We start from the raw sequence: 18,587 nt of genomic DNA on the forward strand, positions 1-18,587 counted from the left end.
TGCCTAACTATCTTTATCATCTCTTAGAAGTGCTTATCAATTTACATGCTCTTAAATTAAGTAACTTTAGATTTATAGCTATTTCGCAAGAGAGAAAATAAAAAACCGAAGTTTTAACTTCGGTTTTTTATACTTATTTCAGTACTTTTTGCGGCTGATATAAACCGAGTTCAGTCAGGTGCAACCTTAAGATACGACGTAACTCGAGTACAGCTTCAGGCGTTTCCTGAATCGAATGACCACCTTTAATAATTTCCTCAGAAATTGCACCTTTTAGCTCGGCACTTTGATAGGGAACCACATCATCTGTCATCACTGATTTATCGGTACTATCTGTCGTATTGCCTATGATGTTGTGAAACTTAAAGCCTTTGTATGGCACGACATCACGGGTCAGGGCATTGAATTTCGAATTTTTGGATAAATCGCTTGGACCGTTCTGAATCATGTCATGGCCAACTTCCTTGATGAAATCATCCAGTCCAATATCACCTTGTAAGGTATCTGCAAATGCGCCCAGAAATGCGCCCGGTAAACGGATAATTTTACGGGCCGCCAAGGTAAACCAGCGATCTGCATAATCAGTTCCGCGATGTGGGGTAGCCAAAAAAATCCCCCGGCTAAAGTTTGGAATCGGTTTAAGCTGCAAACGTGCTTTAAATAATGGATTATTGCGGAACCGTTCGATACGACGGTTATTATTAATCAACTCTTCAATACGTGGAATCAGATTGGCATCACTCACCAAGAGGCGGGCGATCACCCCACCCATACTATGACCAACCAGTACGGCATCTTTCTTGGCAGGATCCTGCGGATTGATGCGTTGGAAGCCTTGCTGGATCAGGGCATTGATCTGATAACGACTCTCCAGAATTGGCATATTGGTTGAATAGAATACCTGCCAGACCTGGAAATTTTCCCGCAGTACCGGATCACCCATGATGTCATTGGTGAGACGGATCCAGGCTTCAGGACTGCTGGCCAAGCCATGGATTAGGACAATCACTTTTTTCTTCGGATTGTAGGGTTCAAGCATATAAAGATGCGGCATGATCAGGTTGTCATCCCGGTCAATCAGCACCAGATAGGCAGCACGTCCTAAGTTATTTTCAGCCAGCCATAGGCCATAGGGTGCTGAGAAATTTGCAGCCAGCGCATATTGTTTACCTGCAACGGTTACTTTTTCATGTTTGTAGGGATCATGCAGTTTGAGCTGGAATTCCGGACCGTTAATAATCTGATCAATACTGGTCGCAGATTTAGGAACTGCGGTAATAGTAGTGGCCAGATAACGCGCCGAATGAATATTCGGATTGCTGCCTTCTGCATATTTGAAATTCAGTGGGTCGACAATATATTTTTTATTTGGTGTGATACGTTTTTCTTCGGGAAGGACCACTACAAATTCCGAACCAAAACCGTCTCGACGGGTAATTGAACGTAAACCAGAGAAATTCATGTTATAGGTCGACATGAGCTTCTCAAAAGGCTGGTCCTTAATTTCAGGATAGTTTTCGAAATCTACTGTATAAATGCTGTTGCCGACCTGAATCTTGCGGCTGCCTTCTTTGGCCTGATGACGCTCGGAATAAACATGGATCAAATGCGAGATCGCCAGGTTATAAAAGTCACGAATCTGTACCTGACGGTTGTCAAAGATACGATCTTGTGGCGCACGCTGGGTTTTGAACAGATAGGCATAGCTATAACGAATACTTTGATCCAGCATCGCCAGCTGCTGATCCTGGCATTTCTGGATATTCTGTTTTTGTAGCTGCTTTTTTTCTTCAGACTGGGTCTTGGTCAGAACGCTGCTTTTGCATTCTGAACCTTTACCCAATTGCAGCGATTTGGCCAGATACAACTCACTGGCAGTAGACAGAAGCTGTTCGTCCAGAATCTGCGGGATCTCCTTGAGTGCCTCTACGCATTCCTGCGGTTGTTCAGTACAGATGCGTGCTTCACGCCCAGTCATGGACAGAACATTCAGGCTGGCTTCACTCAGTTTATCCCTAGTTAAAATGCTGTCACGTTCATTACTGATGGTGACATTGAAGGCTTGTTCTTTCACACTGACCACCTGACAGCCGGTCAGGACTGTGGTGAATAAGAGTGAACAGAGGACGAATGCTTTATTCATTTTATAGTGCATATGAAATCTGAATGCTCAGTTAAATATTGAAATAATGTTTTGTATTCTACTTATTTTTATCAGAAAAAAGACTGCCGAAGCAGTCCATTTTGTAACTCAGATCACGAGCATTTTCACTTTAATTTTTGGGTGTCAGCACTTGCCATACATTCCAGCGACCTTGCTTTTCAATTTCCTGAATCAGCTGATCTGCTACTTGTGCTTCTTGTGGGTATTTCACCTTATAATTTTTCAGCACCTGAACTGCATTCTTTTTATTTTCCATGGCAATGTAGTTGTTTGCCGCAGATAAATAGGCTTCCTGAACACCAGCTTTCATGGCTTTTTCCAGATAAGGAATCGCTTCACGCTGACCGCCACCCTCAGACAGACCAAAACCGAACCAGAAGTTGGCTTCAGCATCATCCTGGTTCAATTTCAGAATACGCTGTGCATAAGCCAATGATTTAGTAGTATAGACTGAACCTAGGTCCAGGTTACGCGCCATAACGCTGGCTTTAAATGCACGCATTAAAATATCAAAAGAGGCATTATTGTTGGCAGCTAAAGTATCGAGTTCCTGAGTGACACGTTTCAGTTTCAGTTCAAAGCCTCTACGTTCCTGACGGTCACTGAAACGTGGTGGATAGTGTCGTGCTTTACCTTCAACTAATTGCAAGAAATCATCAATCTCAGTGATATCAATTTCATTCGGCCCAGCTAAAGTCGCATAACGCATAGAACGCGTATTGCTGTTTACGGTTGGAATGATCAGACGATTCACATCAAGGGTAATTTTTTCTGATGGGTTATCAGCACGGTTCACCACCATTTTGGTGACAGGCGCAGCAGCAGCTTTCTGCAAGTGCACTTCAAATGGAGGTGGTTCGTTATAATTGAATGGATTTAATGCATAAAAGGGTGGGGTCAGTTCCGGCTCAGCGAACACCATTGCATTTTTAGGTGTGTCTTGCTTTGAAGATGGAGTTGAACATGCGGTCAATGCCAGCGCTGCGAAGCAGGCAAGTGCCAAAGGCTTAAATGTCATGATATACATCCATTTATGTTATTTTGAAAAATTGTGAGATTGCATGTTCGTCAGTCTAAGAAAACTGTAGCGAACATGCAAGTTACGGCGTGTTACCGTTTTTGATCAGGCCTTAGACTGAGAAGTCTGTGCTTCGCACTCACGGCGAGCTTCTTCCAGAATCTTTAGATCTTCCTTGCTGAGTGGATGTTCATTCAGCTGGTTTTTCTTGAAAGTAGGGTCAAGCATAGATAAACGGTTACAAAGCATATTCATGCGTTTTTCATTTTGTTGAATACGGTCAAGTAGAACCCGCATACCTTCAATAATCGGATCAGACTGATCTTGTGTGGTTGCATATGGCTGGAAACCAATACTTTCTGCATAATCGCGACGACGTGCTTCAGCTTCATCTTTCGGCTGGTCTTTGGTAATAAACCGGGCAGGGTTACCGACCGCTGTGGTATTGGCCGGTACGGCTTTGGTTACAACAGCATTGGAACCGACCTTGGCATTTTTACCAACTGTAAACGGACCGAGAATTTTTGCGCCGGCACCCACAACCACACCATCTTCCAGGGTTGGATGACGTTTGCCTTTATTCCAGGTCGTACCCCCCAAGGTCACACCGTGATAAAGAGTAACATCATCACCAATTTCAGCTGTCTCACCAATCACCACACCCATACCATGGTCAATAAAGAAACGGCGGCCAATCTTGGCACCCGGATGGATTTCAATTCCTGTAGCAAAACGGCTGAATGAGGATAAAGCACGTGCTGTACCTTTACAGTCTTTGTTCCACAGTTCATGTGCCACACGATGCATCATCAGCGCGTGAATACCAGGATATGTGGTCAAGACTTCCAGGGTGTTGCGTGCAGCAGGATCGCGCGCGAAGACAGCCTGTATATCCTCTTTGAGCTGTTTAAACATTAGATTTGATCCTTGTCCTGTTGGGTAGTGTGTGGGGATTTCTTCCAGGTGCCATTATTCAAGGCCTGAACCCGGCTGAAAATACCACGGAGTAAATGATATTCCATACGATCTAATTGTATACGTCCAAATAGGCGACGCAAGCGTAAAGGTAGCAATCGTGGATTTTTAGGATCCATAAACTCAATTTCTGCCAGCATTTTTTCCAGATGAGGATAGAACTGTTCCATCTGTTCATGATTCACCAGCGGTTCATCCCATTCCATTTCAATGCCATCAATGACCTGCATGGTGGCTTTAGCATCACGTGGATGTTCTACCTGATCCAATGCAGCCATACGCAGTTCATAGCAGATGACCTGAATTGCTTGTGCGACATTGAGTACGCCGTAGTCAGTATTCACTGGAATAGTAAGGTGATAATTTGCCATTGCCAGTTCTTCATTGGTCAGGCCACGGTCTTCACGACCAAACAGAATCGCAATTTCCTGTTGCTCTTGCACGACCGCAGACAGCGCTTTTTCAGCCGCAGGACGCACATCCAGAAGAGGCCAGGGAATCGTGCGGCTACGCGCACTAGTTCCAAAAACGATCTGGCAATCCTTGATCGCGTCTTCCAGTGTCTTGACGACTTCAATCTGCTCGATCAGATCGGTCGCACCTGCAGCCAAGGCATCAATATCCGGATGTGGATAGGTTTTTGGTGCAACCAGAACCAGCTTGGACAGGCCCATAGTTTTCATGGCACGTAAAGCACTACCGATATTGGCAGGCAGGGTGGTATTAACCATGACAATACGCACATGGGAGAGATGTGCTGAAACAGCAGCATTGTCAATTTGACTCATGATGATTCCAATATAAATATTTTAAAGGTCAGAATTTATGAATATTGCGGCTGAGACTCGGCTTCATATTGCGCCAAGGCATCATCCATACTCATATCTGCAGGAGGAGGCGGCACTTCAATCGGCTTGGCTTCTTCATAAGACACCGCACGGGCAGCTTTAGATTTAACCTGATATTCAATATGCAAGGCAGCTTTACCAAAGTAGTCCCGTAATTTGACCAGTAGTTCATCCAGCGGAGCAACTTTCCAGTTTAGGCCCAGATGCAGCTCAGTCGTTGCATAGTCATAATCCAGATAAAGAATGACTGGAATATGCGTACTCATATCCATATTGGTATATGGCATTAAAATCTGTTGCAGATCACGGCTGAGGGTTTTACTGTAATGTTCCGCTTGCAGGGTAATCTTGATGCTATTGGCTCGTTTCTGGCGGATTTCGTTCAGGCTAAAGGCTTTGGTCAGACGTCCCATTGGACGGTCAAAACCTTCGCGCTCATAAATTTCGCCTTCAATTACCACGACCTGATCCACCTGAACGATGTCTTTAAAGCGGTTAAAACGTTCATGATTGGTGGATACTTCAATCCGTGCCGTACCATCATCCAGCGTCACCATCATCCGGTTCGGGAAGTTGGCTACATCCACCACCAGACCTGCAAATACCGTCGTCACACCACGGCGGGTTGGGGTCAGTTCATTGATCTGACACGGTACAAAAGCTTTCAGCTCATTACGGTAAACATCAATCGGGTGACCAGTCAGATATAGACCAAGCGTATCTTTTTCGCCTTTAAGGCGGACTTCATCGGACCACGGTTTGACTGGCTTAGAGGGTTTGCGTTGAACTTCTTCAACTTCACCAAACAGGTCCATAATACCAGTTTCACGGTTTTGGCGAGCCTGATCCGCAGCCTGTACCGCTTCAGGGAGTTGTGCCATCAGGTCAGCACGCTCGATGCCCAAGCAATCCAAAGCACCGGCACGAATCAAGGCTTCCAAAGTCCGTTTATTGATTTTTTTCAGGTCAATACGGTGGCAAAAGTCAAACAGGTCTTTATAGGGACCTTCTTTCTGACGGGATTCAATTACCGACTGCATAGCCGCTTCACCAACGCCTTTAATCGCTCCTAGGCCATAGACAATGGTTTTTTCATTAGTAGCATGGAACTGGTAGATCGACATATTGACGGATGGTGGTAATACTTCCAGATTATTCTTGCGGCAGTCATCAATCAGGAATACCACGTTATCTGTATTCTGCATTTCCGAAGACATCACCGCTGCCAGGAACTCAGCCGGATAATGGGCTTTCAGCCACGCCGTCTGGTAAGCAACAAGAGCATAAGCTGCCGCATGCGATTTGTTAAAACCATAACCGGCAAACTTTTCCATATAGTCGAAGATATGGTTAGCTGTGGCTTCATCAATATCTTTTTTCGCAGCACCTTCAATGAAGATCTTCCGCTGCTTGACCATTTCCTCAGGCTTTTTCTTACCCATGGCACGACGCAGCAAGTCTGCGCCACCGAGGGTATAGCCGGCACAGAACTGTGCAGCCTGCATGACCTGTTCCTGATACACCATAATCCCGTAAGTTGGCTCTAATACGCCTTCAAGCAGGGGATGCAGATATTCAAACTCACCGCCGTGCATACGATGGATAAAGTCCGGAATCAGGTCCATTGGACCCGGACGGTACAACGATACGAACGCGATAATCTCTTCAAATTTGCTTGGGCGAGCTTCTTTCAGCATCTTTTTCATGCCCACGGATTCAAACTGGAAGACCGCGGTGGTATTGGCTTCGGCAAAGACCAGATAAGCATCTTTGTCGTCTAGCGGGATATAAGCAATATCTAGCGGTTTATCGCTCTGGATACGCTTATTGATATTCTTAACCGCATCTTCAATTACGGTCAGGTTACGCAGACCCAGGAAGTCGAACTTCACCAGGCCGGCTGCTTCGACATCGTCCTTATCGAACTGGGCAACACGCGCAGTACCATCAGCATCACACATCACAGCTGAGTAGTCAGTCAGCTTGGTTGGTGCAATTACTACACCACCGGCATGTTTACCGGTATTCCGGGTAATACCTTCAAGCTTGAGCGCCATTTCCCAGATTTCAGAAGCATCGTCATAATCCGGATTGGAGGGATTGGTAACGATGTCTTTCAGTTGTGGCTCGGCTTCCAGAGACTCTTCCAGGCTTAAGCCCAAAGGTTTGGTGGGAATCAGTTTGGAAATGCGATCAGCCAGACCATAGGATTTACCGAGGACACGTGCCACGTCACGAATTGCCCCTTTGGCCGCCATGGTACCGAAGGTCGCAATCTGGGAGACTGCTTCACGACCATAAGTCCGTGCGACATAATCAATTACGCGGTCACGACCAGCAATACAGAAATCGACGTCAAAGTCGGGCATTGAAACACGTTCCGGGTTTAAGAAACGTTCGAATAGCAGGTCATAACGCAGTGGATCAAGATCAGTAATTTTTAAACTGTAGGCTACAAGAGAACCGGCACCTGAACCACGGCCCGGACCTACCGGCACACCATTCCCTTTGGACCACTGAATGAAGTCCATTACGATCAGGAAGTAACCTGGGAAGCCCATGTCCAGAATAATCTTGATTTCAAAGGCCAGACGTTCATCATAAGGTTGACGGATTTCCGGCCAGTCCTCACCACGTTGTTCAGGTGGATACAGAAAGTCTAGGCGTTCTTCCAGACCCACTTCACACAAATGGGTAAAATAACTGCCAATGGTATGACCTTCCGGAATCGGATAGTCTGGCAGGTCATTAAAGCCTAAACGCAAGGTGACATTACAACGTCTTGCGATATGAAACGTGTTTTCAATCGCGGTTGGAATATCCGAGAAAAGCTCTCCCATTTCTGTTGAGCTTTTAAAATATTGTTCAGGACTATAGGTTTTAGGACGGCGATTATCACCCAGCACATAACCATCTGCAATACAGACACGTGCTTCGTGTGCTTCAAAGTCTTCACGTGCAATAAAGTGCACGTCATTATGTGCGACTACACCGATATTATATTTTTTGGCGAGTTTGACCGCCTCTTCAATGAAAAGGTCTTCATTAGGACGACTAGTACGAGTAAGGGCTAAATAAACACGATTACCAAATTTCTCTACCCATTCTTGTAATAGTGGTTCGGCTTTATCAGGGTTAGAGGTAATCAGCATTTTGCCGACATCAGATTGCATACCCAATAACACGATCATGTCATCGTGCTGGTTTAAGATCCATTCTTTTTGTACGCAGGGAATATCGAGCTGCTGGCCACTAATATAACCTTCAGAAACCAGTTCCGTCAGGTTGCGCCAGCCTTTGTTGGTCATGGAAAGCAGAGTGACACGATGTTCGGCATCATTCAGGCGGATTTCAGAACCCAGAATCGGTTTAATGCCTTTATCCAAGCATTTTTTATAGAATTTGACCGCGGCATGCAGATTAGACAAATCGGTTAGCGCGAGTGCTGGCATCTCGTCATTAGCAGCAGCTTTGACTAGGTCCGGTATCCGTACGATGGATTCAGTAATCGAAAATTCTGTATGAATACCAAGATGAACAAAGTGCATAAATGAGTCCCTGCAAAAACCACTCGATAGTTTAGCACGGGATTTATTGTTTCAGTTTGAAATTGAGGGGAAATGGCTAACTTTTAGGTCAAGTTTGGATTTGTTCTTTTAAACTGATTATGGGCTAGAGGTTTGGAGATATTTCCTTTTACTTTTGACGGGGCAAAAGTAACAAAACCCCTTTGTTGATCTGATGGTACATCCCTGTACCACAGATCAACAGGCGACATCCCTGTCGCCATGACATGTAACAAATACTTTTCTGATTTTTTAATAGGGCTTTTTTTCAATAAGGGTTCAAATTGCTAATGCTTTTTTAAGAATTTATGAGAGAGATGATAGTGCCTATTGGCTCTTGAATAAGTTGTAAAGCTTGCGGAAGACAGGTCAACAGGCGACTTCCTGTCGCCGTGACATGTAACAAATACTTTTTTGATTTTTTAATAGGGCTTTTTATCAATAAGGGTTCAAATTGCTAATGCTTTTTTAAGAATTTATGAGAGATCTGATGGTGCCTCTTGGCTCTTGAATAAGTTGTAAAGCTTACGGAAGACAGATCAACGGCAGCATCCATGTGTTCGCTTCGATGTTTAAGATACAGATATTTTATGGGTAGAAAATAAAACCCTCAAAAAGAGGGCTTTATTTAAAGAACTAGATTAACGAATTCGGGATAACCAGTCACCGAGGCTTTGTACAATCTGCACCAGAATCAACAATACGATCACCGTCATGATGACTACAGAGGTATCAAAACGCTGATAACCATAAGAAATCGCTAAGTCACCAATACCACCCGCACCGACAGCACCGGCCATTGCCGTTGCTCCAATCAAACTGATGGTAGCAGTAGTCAAGTTTAGAATGAGTGAACTGCGTGCTTCAGGTAAAATAAACTTAAAGATAATCTGCATTGGCGTTGCACCCATGGCTTGGGCAGATTCGATAATGCCCTCATTTACTTCCAGCAGAGAGGTTTCTACCAAGCGGCCGATATAAGGCCCCACATAAATGGTCAAAGGCACAATTGCTGCCCAAGTACCAATTGATGTTCCGACCAGAAATTTAGTCAGTGGAATCACTGCGATCAACAAGATAATGAATGGCAGGGAACGCAGTGCATTTACAATCGGATTTAGACCATGATAAATCACCCGGTTTGGCAAAATTCCATTTGGACGAGTAACTAATAGAGTAATCGCCTGAATAAAACCCCAGATACAACCAAACAGCATCGCGAAGAACACCATATGGAAAGTTTCTTGCAGTGCGGTCACGAACTGGTCCATCGACAGCGAGCTTTTCCAGAAAGGCGCAGTGATCGTAGTAAGCCACTGTACAAATAAGTCTCTCATTCCTGTACTCCTGCCTGATCTACCTGTACGCCGTGATCTCTGAGATATTGTATTGCAGCTGTAATTTGTGCAGGATCACCGAGAAGCTGGATAAACATCTGTCCAATCACCGAACCATTAATTTCAGTCATATTGGCAAACAGGATATTCAAACTGATATCAAACTGTTTAATCACGCCCTGAATCACAGTTTCCTGCGCTGAGCTACCCAGGAACTTTAAACAATAAATACTGTGGTGATTCTGATTTTCCAGATTCGTCAGAATATTTACGGGCAAGTTTTGCTGTAGTACGGTTTGAATAAAGTTTTTCGTGGTCGGATGCTGAGGCTGACTGAAAATCTGTAAGGTAGAGCCAGTTTCAATCACATCACCTTTTTCCATGACTGCCACATAATCACACACAGTTTCAATCACATCCATTTCATGGGTGACCATCACAATCGTAATGCCTTGTTCCTGATTAATGCGTTTCAGCAGTTGCAGTACAGATTTAGTCGTTTGCGGATCGAGTGCTGAGGTTGCTTCATCACATAACAAGATCTTTGGATGATTCGCTAAGGCACGGGCAATCCCGACACGCTGCTTCTGACCGCCAGAAAGTTCATCTGGAAAAGCATTGCGTTTATGTTTTAAATCAATAAAGTCCAGCAATTCTTCAAGACGCTTTTCCCGTTCAGCTTTACTCCAGCCGAGCAGTTTCATTGGCATTTCAATATTGGCAGCCACAGTTTTGGTCTGCATCAAATTAAAATGCTGGAAAATCATGCCGATCTGGGTACGTTCCTGACGCAATGATTTGGCATCCAAAGCAGTAAAATCTGTACCATTAATTATTACCCGGCCCGAAGTTGGTCGTTCCAGCAGGTTAATCAGGCGAATCAGGGTGCTTTTACCGGCACCACTATAGCCAATAATGCCAAAGATACTGCCAGTCGGAATCTGCAGGTTGATCCGGTTCAGGGCATGTAAGGTCAGGCCTTTCAGCTCGTACTGTTTGGAGATGTCTTTAAATTCAATCATAGTGTCAAATACTGCATCACGAATAAAAAAACAGGCAAGTTATCCTTGCCTGTTTTGAGTATTGATTATTGTATTACTTTGCTTCGGTCAAATAAGTTACCGGTTTGTTTACCGCAACCTTTGTACCGCCAAAGTGTTCATCAACATAGGCTTTCACAGCAGGAGTATGATACAACTGGCCAACTTTTTGAAGTACAGGATCATTTTGACGATCGGCTGCAACGGCTAAAACGTTCACGTTCATTTTGGTGCTTTGATCAATGGCTTCATAGTAAATCGCATCTTTCAGTACGTTCAGACCACCTTCCATTGCCAGGGTATTACCCAGAACAATCGCATCGACTTCGTCTTTTACACGTACTGCTGTTGCCATTTGAATTGGCTTGATGACGATCTGTTTCGCGTTTTCAGTAATGTCAGCAGGAGTACCTTTTACCAAGTCAAAGTTTGGTTTAAGTTTTACTAGACCCGCGGATTGTAAAAGTAACAATGCACGTGATTCATTCGCGCCGTCGTTAGGAATCGCAATTGTTGCACCTTGCTTAAACTCTTCAACTTTTTTCACTTTGCTTGAGTAAATCCCCATTGGCTCAAGATAAGTGGTAGAAAGCGGAGCAATCTTTTGTGTATTGGCGTCATTATAAGCCACCATATAGGCATAAGACTGGAATGCGTTAACATCAATTTCTTTATTGGCAACAGCAGTGTTCATCGACACATAGTCGGTGAAGTTTTTTACATCCAGCTTGATGCCGGCCTGCTCGGTTTCAGGTAAAGTGGCAATGTAGCGCCAGATATCTGCATCTGAACCTGTAGAAGCCATAGTCACTGTTTGCAGTTCACCTGAATCTTTGTTTTGTGCTGCATCCGTTGCAGGGGCTTCTTGTTTTCCGCATGCTGTTAAAGTCAATACAGATGCACTGAGTAAAACGCCAAGTAGCTTTTTCATAAAGATGTCCTAATTCTCGTGTTGCCTAAAGTATATGCATTTTAAGGTCATGTGAAAGAGGAGTTTTATGATCTCTTCCTCAGACTTTGGATCAATATTGCATTTGACTTCGGCAGGGAAAATGCAAATGTACTGCAATAGTTCACATTAGTTTGATCGGTTTAGAGTTCACCAAACGCTATATACTTTTTCTATCTGGAGAAAGTAAATAGAGATTATTTAAAGATATAGTCGTAAATGATGCTCTGGATGGGCGCAATCATACCAATTATTGTTTATTCAATATAGTGAATAAAAAATGATTGCTTATCTGATTAAGTGAATAGCTAATTCATAAAAATATTAATAATTACAATATATTATTTTTACTTTAAATGAATTTAATATTCATTTTGATGAAAAGATGATCTTTATAATATTTTTGCCGATATTAAGCATAAAAATGCATATAGATAAATATAAGAAAAATATCTAATTCTTGGGAAATTAAGAAAATTCTATCTTAACAAGATAAATCTTTCCTTCATGCTCACTAGGCGATGCAGGATCTGATCTTGGTTTTCTTAGTTCATGATACTGCAAGCATGTTTTAACAGAAGGGGATATGCAGATAATCCGAACGCTGTTTTTCATAGAGTACATGTCTACACAAGATATGATCGGCAGATACAAGCGGATGATCAAACTCTCCTACTTTTTCTAAACCAATGTTTTGCATGACACGTTCTGATGGCGTGTTGATGCAGGCAGTAAAAGAAATGACTTTCTCTAGACGCAGGGTTCTAAAGGCATATTTCAGTAAAGCTTTTGCAGCTTCGCTGGCATAGCCTTGATTCCAATATTGCGGAAGTAAGCGCCAGCCTATTTCAGGGGCATCTGCCATATCAAATTCAGGTGGATGGACGTGCAGTCCAATAAAGCCAATAAATTCACCTGTGCTTTTAAGTTCGACAGCGTATAAACCCCAAACACGTTTTTCGATGGCATCACGTAGGCGATTCATAAATGCAGTGGCTTCAGAAGCATCGAGTTTTTTAAGGAAATAGCGCATGACGTCATCGTCCGCGCACATTTGGATAAATGGGGCAGTGTCGGAATCTTGCCATTGGCGGAGGATCAAGCGAGGGGTTTGGAGAGGAATAGTCATAATAGAAGGGTTTTGAATTGATTGTTTGAAGAAAAGTGAATTTTGTTTAGTATTTAATATTCAGTAGGCGGTACGGCTCTATTCATTATATTCTCATTAATTCCACCTTTATTGAATTAATTGCTCAAGTATAGGAAGAAGACTATTAAAATGACAAATATTCAAAAACTTAACATTTATAACTTAGAATTTGAAGATTTTTGTTTGTTGGTCAATCCTAGATATTTGGGGTGTAAGCAGACTGAGAAAGCTTTTTACGATGTGCAAGTGCTTTTAAAGAGAAGAAAATGGAGTGAATTGGTTGGATGTAGATACAATTGGTATTTTATTGAAGGATTAGTAAAATTAAAAATAAAGAATGAATTTGTAGCTGAGATAATCAATGAAATTGAATGCTTAGAAGAGTCTATAGTTTATACAACACTTACCAAGACACAAACTCAATTTAAATATGAACCGTTAAAAGGTCTTTGGCATAAACATTTTCATCTAGGCAACTTAAAAAACATAAAAATAATGTATTTAGATCCTTTAATTAAGGATAAAAAGTGGAAAAAAATGATGCAAGAATGTCGGGCTTTAGAAAAGACGAAGAAAAAAGGTGATAGTGATTTAAGCTTGGTATGGAGCGTTCTTAAAAAGCATACTATCGATGATTATGAATTAAGAAGAGAAAGAGGTCAATTAACAGGTGAGTGGATTGTATATCATGAGTTTTTGGATGCAAAATATTATTTAGGGCTATGGAAGCATGATGATAGAGAGGCAGAAATAGCAAACCAAATTAATCAAATTTTTAAAGTTGAATTTCCAGAATTTCATCATCAATTATCTGTATTTAGCTACTGAAATAAAAACCCCGCACATAGCGGGGTTTTTTATGCTCAAACTGAATTAAGCATTTTCACGAGCGATCGCACGGTAACCAATATCTTTACGGTATTGCACACCATCAAACGTTACTTTTTCGCAAAGTTCTAACGCTTTCGCTTGCGCTTCACCAATCGTATCACCCAGTGCAGTTACGCAAAGTACACGACCACCAGCAGTCACGATGTCACCATTCTCAAGTGCTTTCGTACCTGCATGGAACACTTTCGCATCTGCCATTTCAGTGTCTAAACCTGAAATCACATCGCCATTGCTAGACGTTTCAGGGTAGCCACGTGACGCAAGCACGATCCCTACAGTTTTGCGCTCATCCCATTCAGCTTCAGCAGGTAAGTTACCTTCGATGCCTGCTTGAACCAAATCCACCAAAGATGATTTTAAACGCATCATAATCGGCTGGGTTTCTGGGTCGCCAAAACGACAGTTAAACTCGATCACTTTTGGTTGGCCTTGTTCATCAATCATCAAGCCTGCGTATAAGAAACCTGTATATACGTGACCGTCTTTTTTCATACCTTCAACGGTAGGACGCATCACTTCATTCATGGTTTTTTCAAATACATCTGCAGTCACCACAGGCGCAGGAGAGTAAGCACCCATACCGCCAGTGTTTGGACCTTGGTCGCCTTCAAAAATACGCTTGTGGTCTTGAGATGTTGCCATTGGCAAAATGTTGTCGCCATCAATCATACAAATGAATGACGCCTCTTCACCTGCAAGGAATTCCTCAATCACAACACGAGAACCTGCATCACCAAATTTGTTGCCAGCCAACATGTCATCAATCGCATCAAATGCTTCTTGATTGGTCATGGCAACAATTACGCCTTTACCTGCAGCAAGACCGTCAGCCTTGATTACGATTGGCGCACCATTTTTCTCGACAAATGCTTTAGCCGCATCGACTTCCGTGAACACGTCATAGAAAGCAGTTGGAATGTTGTGGCGTTTTAAGAAGTGCTTCGCAAATGCTTTAGAGCCTTCCAGTTGTGCAGCAAATTGCGTTGGACCCCAAATTTTTACACCCGCTTCACGACAAGCATCCACAACACCATTTACAAGCGGTGCTTCTGGACCCACTATAATCAGTTCAACTGCATTATTTTTGGCAAAATCAATAATGGCAGGGTTGTCGAGAATGTCTAAAGCGACATTTTCACATTTATTTTCAGTTGCAGTACCGGCATTACCTGGCGCTACAAAAACTTTTGTAACTTGATCGTCTTGTGCGATTTTCCACGCCAATGCATGCTCACGACCGCCACTACCCAAAACTAAAATGTTCATCTAAAAATCCCTCAAAGAATAGAATCCCTCCCAACCTCCCTTTAAAAAGGGAGGGGTATCGCAAATAAAAACACAGTTCTATGATGCGAAAAGTCCCCCTTTTTACAAAGGGGGATTTAGGGGGATTAATAAATACGACTTCTAATTAATTTAGTTAATTAGTGGCGGAAATGACGCATGCCAGTGAACACCATTGCAATACCAGCTTCATCAGCTGCTGCAATTGTTTCTTCGTCACGCATTGAACCACCTGGTTGGATAATGCATTTGATGCCGGCTTTAGCCGCGTTATCGATCCCATCACGGAATGGGAAGAATGCATCAGATGCCATGACTGCACCTTCAACTACTAAACCTGCATGTTCAGCTTTGATAACAGCAATACGAGCAGAGTTCACACGGCTCATTTGGCCAGCGCCTACACCGATCGTTTGACGGTTTTTCGCATAAACAATTGCATTAGACTTTACGTATTTCGCTACTTTCCAGGCAAAGATCATGTCGTCAATTTCTTGTTCAGTTGGTGCACGCTTCGTCACAACTTTAAGATCATCTTTCGTAATCATGCCTAAGTCTTGATCTTGAACTAACAAACCGCCGTTTACGCGTTTGTAGTCAAGTTGTGCAGCACGTTCGTCAATCTTCGGAAGTTCGCCACATACTAGTACGCGTACATTCTTCTTCGCACCAGTGACTTCAAGCACGCCTTCAGCAACGCTAGGAGCGATGATTACTTCAACAAATTGACGGTCAACAATTGCTTGAGCAGTTTCAACATCTAATTCACGGTTGAATGCAATAATGCCACCGAATGCAGATTCGGGGTCAGTTGCATAAGCCAAGTCATAGGCAGTTTTGATACCGTCTAAAGATACTGCAACGCCACATGGGTTGGCATGTTTAACGATGACACAAGCAGGCTTCGCAAATGATTTAACACATTCAAGTGCAGCGTCTGTGTCCGCAATGTTGTTATAAGAGAGTTCTTTACCTTGTAACTGTTTTGCAGTTGAAACAGAAGCTTCAGTTGCAGCTGGATCTACATAGAATGCAGCAGACTGATGCGGATTTTCACCGTAACGTAAGTCTTGAGCTTTGTTCAATTGTGTATTGAAAGTACGAGCAAAATTGTCAGCTTCGCCTTCTTCTTTACCTACGCGCGCGCCTAAGTAAGATGCGATCATACCGTCGTATTGCGCAGTATGTTCAAATGCTTTCACTGCCAGGTCAAAACGGGTTGCATAAGATAAAGCACCCTCAGCTTTAAGCTCAGCAATTACCGTTGCGTAGTCAGATGCATTCACTACGATACCGACAGAAGCATGGTTTTTTGCAGCAGCACGAACCATAGTTGGACCACCGATGTCGATATTTTCGATCGCATCAGCAAGTGAACAGTTTGGTTTTGCTACAGTCGCAGCAAATGGATACAGGTTAACAACAACAAGATCGATCGCATCGATGTTGTGTTCAGCCATCACTGCTTCGTCTAGACCACGACGGGCCAGAATGCCGCCATGAATTTTTGGATGTAGTGTTTTAACACGGCCGTCCATCATCTCTGGGAAACCAGTGTGCTCTGAAACTTCAACTACAGCGACATTATTGTCTTTCAACAATTTATATGTACCGCCAGTAGATAAAATTTCTACCCCTAGAGCAGCAAGGTTTTGTGCAAACTCAACAATACCGGTTTTGTCGGAAACAGAGATTAAAGCGCGTTTAATAGTCATGATCTTCGTCACAGTTACCAAGGAACAGATTAAATCTAAATAGCTAATTTACAGTCAAAAAAAATGCCTGCGATTAACGCAAGCATTTTATCATTTATTCACTCATTAAACCGTGTGCTTTTAACTTTTTACGCAAAGTACCGCGGTTTAAGCCGAGAATTTCAGCAGCGCGGGTCTGGTTACCACGCGTATATTCTAGAACTACAGATAGAAGAGGCTTCTCCATTTCTGCCAGCACCATGTCATACACCTGAGAAGGTTGCTCGCCTTGCAGTTGTGCAAAATAGTGGCGAACTGCGCGATCTACGTGAATACGAAGAGCGACATCAGATTGTGCAGTAAAAATAGGAGATTTGCTATTCATGCGAATTAATCCGAAAAATCAAATACCACTTGGGTAAAGTGATATATAAAAGTGGTCTATAAATTAAATGAGCTTCTGTTTTAGATCCTAAAACAGAAGCTCTAAAACATGGTCATTACATTGAGCATGTAGCTTGACACATCTCAGCCAGTTGGTCGAAATATAAGCGTAACAATTGTTAAATTTTTGTTACCGACCAAAAATCAAACAAAAAAATCTGCACGATACGCAATAAGTGTTAGAGCGCATTAGCAAGACTGTATTTGTTGTGAAAAATTAGCGAAGAGTTGGCAGCACATAGCTTTCGTGGCGCGTATAATACCATTGTCTACAAAAAAGTGAGCAAGAAAACTGCATTTTTTTTTAGTTTTTTTATCTTTTTTGATAGTTTTTTTCAATATCAAGGACGAATTATTTCTAAACTATAGCTATCGAAACTTTTTCGCTTGACTGGAACCTGAAAGTCGAATTTAAAAGGACTATTTTTTGGAATACGCTGGATGCTCACTAAACTTTCAATCAGGTATTCTGAAGGTGAAAGCGTATAGGAAGCAGTAATCACCCCATTATCTTTTAAGTCGAGACGCAAAACTGGCATGGCCAGGCTACGGTCATGATAATTGATCAGCTCACCTGTAAATCGGGTTTGCTTCGAATCTGATGCCCTGACTTTAACATTCCTGGTATTAATCAGGTCGTAATGCTCTTCCATATTTGAACAATTGAATACATCACAAACAGCATTAAACGCTGTACCCATCACATGACTATTCTTTAAGTACTGTGGATTAAACCAAAAGAACTGAAAAACCAATATGCCGAGTAATAATACATTTATTGCTGTCCAGCCAATATATTGCAAGATAGAGCGCTGACTTCTTTCATCTGTATCTTCTTCCCAGTTCATGGCTGGAAGGGCACTAATGGGCTCGGTACTAAAATAGTTCAGATTATTCAAATAGGTTTTGAGATCAATATTCGAGTTTTCAACTTTTTCATCAAAAATATGTAGAAGATTGTTGAGGCGAGAAGAAATCTTGCTGTTATATAAGTCTGCATCAAATTGTGATGCAGCTTGAGCTGGACTAAGAGACTCAACATTAGCTTCAGGGGAGGGGTCAGTGGCCGAAGGCTGAGGTTCGGTCACCAGATGAGAAAGTGCATTAAATGAGGTGGTGCATTTGGGACAACAAACCATACCCTGAGCAATGGTTAACTGAGCAACCGTTACTTTGTAGATTGTGGAACAAGTCGGGCAGAGGGTTCGTTTATCACTCATACATTCA

The 18,587-nt window shown here is 42.7% G+C and carries 14 protein-coding genes; 1 reads left to right on the forward strand and 13 read right to left on the reverse strand.

Annotated elements, in window-relative coordinates; genetic code table 11:
- Positions 1-133: 133 nt before the first annotated feature.
- The 9 genes from B3D47_RS10635 to B3D47_RS10675 all read right to left on the reverse strand — a co-directional run bounded on the left by B3D47_RS10635 (position 134) and on the right by B3D47_RS10675 (position 13,026).
- Positions 134-2,155: an esterase/lipase family protein gene (locus B3D47_RS10635; protein ID WP_376747596.1), complete on the reverse strand. Its 2,022-nt coding sequence runs from the start codon at positions 2,153-2,155 to the stop codon at positions 134-136.
- Between the two features lie 118 nt (positions 2,156-2,273).
- A complete protein-coding gene (locus tag B3D47_RS10640; protein WP_004812606.1) occupies positions 2,274-3,182 on the reverse strand; it encodes an ABUW_2363 family tetratricopeptide repeat lipoprotein in 909 nt (302 codons plus the stop codon).
- A 105-nt stretch (positions 3,183-3,287) separates the two neighbouring features.
- Complete coding sequence (gene cysE / locus B3D47_RS10645) at positions 3,288-4,097, reverse strand: serine O-acetyltransferase (RefSeq protein WP_004894357.1); 810 nt, start codon at positions 4,095-4,097, stop codon at positions 3,288-3,290.
- Positions 4,097-4,945 (reverse strand): RNA methyltransferase, encoded by an 849-nt coding sequence (locus tag B3D47_RS10650; RefSeq protein ID WP_286861957.1) that lies wholly within the window; start codon positions 4,943-4,945, stop codon positions 4,097-4,099. Before B3D47_RS10650 ends, cysE begins: the two co-directional genes overlap by 1 nt.
- A gap of 35 nt (positions 4,946-4,980) precedes the next feature.
- Complete coding sequence (gene dnaE / locus B3D47_RS10655) at positions 4,981-8,553, reverse strand: DNA polymerase III subunit alpha (protein WP_286861959.1); 3,573 nt, start codon at positions 8,551-8,553, stop codon at positions 4,981-4,983.
- A 659-nt stretch (positions 8,554-9,212) separates the two neighbouring features.
- Complete coding sequence (locus B3D47_RS10660; protein WP_005221724.1) at positions 9,213-9,908, reverse strand: methionine ABC transporter permease; 696 nt, start codon at positions 9,906-9,908, stop codon at positions 9,213-9,215.
- Positions 9,905-10,930 carry a methionine ABC transporter ATP-binding protein gene (locus tag B3D47_RS10665; protein ID WP_286861961.1) on the reverse strand — a complete coding sequence of 342 codons (1,026 nt, stop codon included), beginning with the start codon at positions 10,928-10,930 and terminating at the stop codon, positions 9,905-9,907. Before B3D47_RS10665 ends, B3D47_RS10660 begins: the two co-directional genes overlap by 4 nt.
- Positions 10,931-11,003: 73 nt before the next feature.
- The gene (locus B3D47_RS10670) at positions 11,004-11,879 is read right to left on the reverse strand and encodes a MetQ/NlpA family ABC transporter substrate-binding protein (protein WP_286861963.1); all 876 of its coding nucleotides are present in this window, start codon (positions 11,877-11,879) and stop codon (positions 11,004-11,006) included.
- A 589-nt stretch (positions 11,880-12,468) separates the two neighbouring features.
- Positions 12,469-13,026, reverse strand: coding sequence for a GNAT family N-acetyltransferase (locus B3D47_RS10675; RefSeq protein ID WP_286861964.1), 558 nt, complete (start codon positions 13,024-13,026; stop codon positions 12,469-12,471).
- A gap of 150 nt (positions 13,027-13,176) precedes the next feature.
- On the opposite strand from B3D47_RS10675, the gene B3D47_RS10680 reads away from it, so the two are divergent.
- Positions 13,177-13,875: a hypothetical protein gene (locus B3D47_RS10680; RefSeq protein ID WP_286861966.1), complete on the forward strand. Its 699-nt coding sequence runs from the start codon at positions 13,177-13,179 to the stop codon at positions 13,873-13,875.
- Between the two features lie 45 nt (positions 13,876-13,920).
- On the opposite strand, the gene purD is transcribed toward B3D47_RS10680, so the two are convergent.
- The 4 genes from purD to B3D47_RS10700 form a co-directional block, all read right to left on the reverse strand.
- A complete protein-coding gene (purD, locus tag B3D47_RS10685) occupies positions 13,921-15,204 on the reverse strand; it encodes a phosphoribosylamine--glycine ligase (RefSeq protein WP_286861968.1) in 1,284 nt (427 codons plus the stop codon).
- Positions 15,205-15,362: 158 nt separating this feature from the next.
- Positions 15,363-16,937 (reverse strand): bifunctional phosphoribosylaminoimidazolecarboxamide formyltransferase/IMP cyclohydrolase, encoded by a 1,575-nt coding sequence (purH, locus tag B3D47_RS10690; protein WP_286861970.1) that lies wholly within the window; start codon positions 16,935-16,937, stop codon positions 15,363-15,365.
- A 94-nt stretch (positions 16,938-17,031) separates the two neighbouring features.
- Positions 17,032-17,301 carry a DNA-binding transcriptional regulator Fis gene (gene fis / locus B3D47_RS10695; RefSeq protein WP_001086304.1) on the reverse strand — a complete coding sequence of 90 codons (270 nt, stop codon included), beginning with the start codon at positions 17,299-17,301 and terminating at the stop codon, positions 17,032-17,034.
- Positions 17,302-17,701: 400 nt separating this feature from the next.
- A complete protein-coding gene (locus B3D47_RS10700; protein WP_286861972.1) occupies positions 17,702-18,580 on the reverse strand; it encodes a DUF3426 domain-containing protein in 879 nt (292 codons plus the stop codon).
- Positions 18,581-18,587 lie beyond the last annotated feature (7 nt).

The sequence above is a fragment of the Acinetobacter sp. UBA3461 genome (assembly GCF_002381195.1).
GTDB classification, from domain to species: Bacteria; Pseudomonadota; Gammaproteobacteria; order Pseudomonadales; family Moraxellaceae; genus Acinetobacter; species Acinetobacter schindleri.

Bases quoted from the DNA above. Each gene is read 5' to 3' on its own strand.
- B3D47_RS10635 (WP_376747596.1), bottom strand. From the start codon at position 2,155: ATGCACTATAAAATGAATAAAGCATTCGTCCTCTGTTCACTCTTATTC.
- B3D47_RS10640 (WP_004812606.1), bottom strand. From the start codon at position 3,182: ATGACATTTAAGCCTTTGGCACTTGCCTGCTTCGCAGCGCTGGCATTG.
- cysE (WP_004894357.1), bottom strand. From the start codon at position 4,097: ATGTTTAAACAGCTCAAAGAGGATATACAGGCTGTCTTCGCGCGCGAT.
- B3D47_RS10650 (WP_286861957.1), bottom strand. From the start codon at position 4,945: ATGAGTCAAATTGACAATGCTGCTGTTTCAGCACATCTCTCCCATGTG.
- dnaE (WP_286861959.1), bottom strand. From the start codon at position 8,553: ATGCACTTTGTTCATCTTGGTATTCATACAGAATTTTCGATTACTGAA.
- B3D47_RS10660 (WP_005221724.1), bottom strand. From the start codon at position 9,908: ATGAGAGACTTATTTGTACAGTGGCTTACTACGATCACTGCGCCTTTC.
- B3D47_RS10665 (WP_286861961.1), bottom strand. From the start codon at position 10,930: ATGATTGAATTTAAAGACATCTCCAAACAGTACGAGCTGAAAGGCCTG.
- B3D47_RS10670 (WP_286861963.1), bottom strand. From the start codon at position 11,879: ATGAAAAAGCTACTTGGCGTTTTACTCAGTGCATCTGTATTGACTTTA.
- B3D47_RS10675 (WP_286861964.1), bottom strand. From the start codon at position 13,026: ATGACTATTCCTCTCCAAACCCCTCGCTTGATCCTCCGCCAATGGCAA.
- B3D47_RS10680 (WP_286861966.1), top strand. From the start codon at position 13,177: ATGACAAATATTCAAAAACTTAACATTTATAACTTAGAATTTGAAGAT.
- purD (WP_286861968.1), bottom strand. From the start codon at position 15,204: ATGAACATTTTAGTTTTGGGTAGTGGCGGTCGTGAGCATGCATTGGCG.
- purH (WP_286861970.1), bottom strand. From the start codon at position 16,937: ATGACTATTAAACGCGCTTTAATCTCTGTTTCCGACAAAACCGGTATT.
- fis (WP_001086304.1), bottom strand. From the start codon at position 17,301: ATGAATAGCAAATCTCCTATTTTTACTGCACAATCTGATGTCGCTCTT.
- B3D47_RS10700 (WP_286861972.1), bottom strand. From the start codon at position 18,580: ATGAGTGATAAACGAACCCTCTGCCCGACTTGTTCCACAATCTACAAA.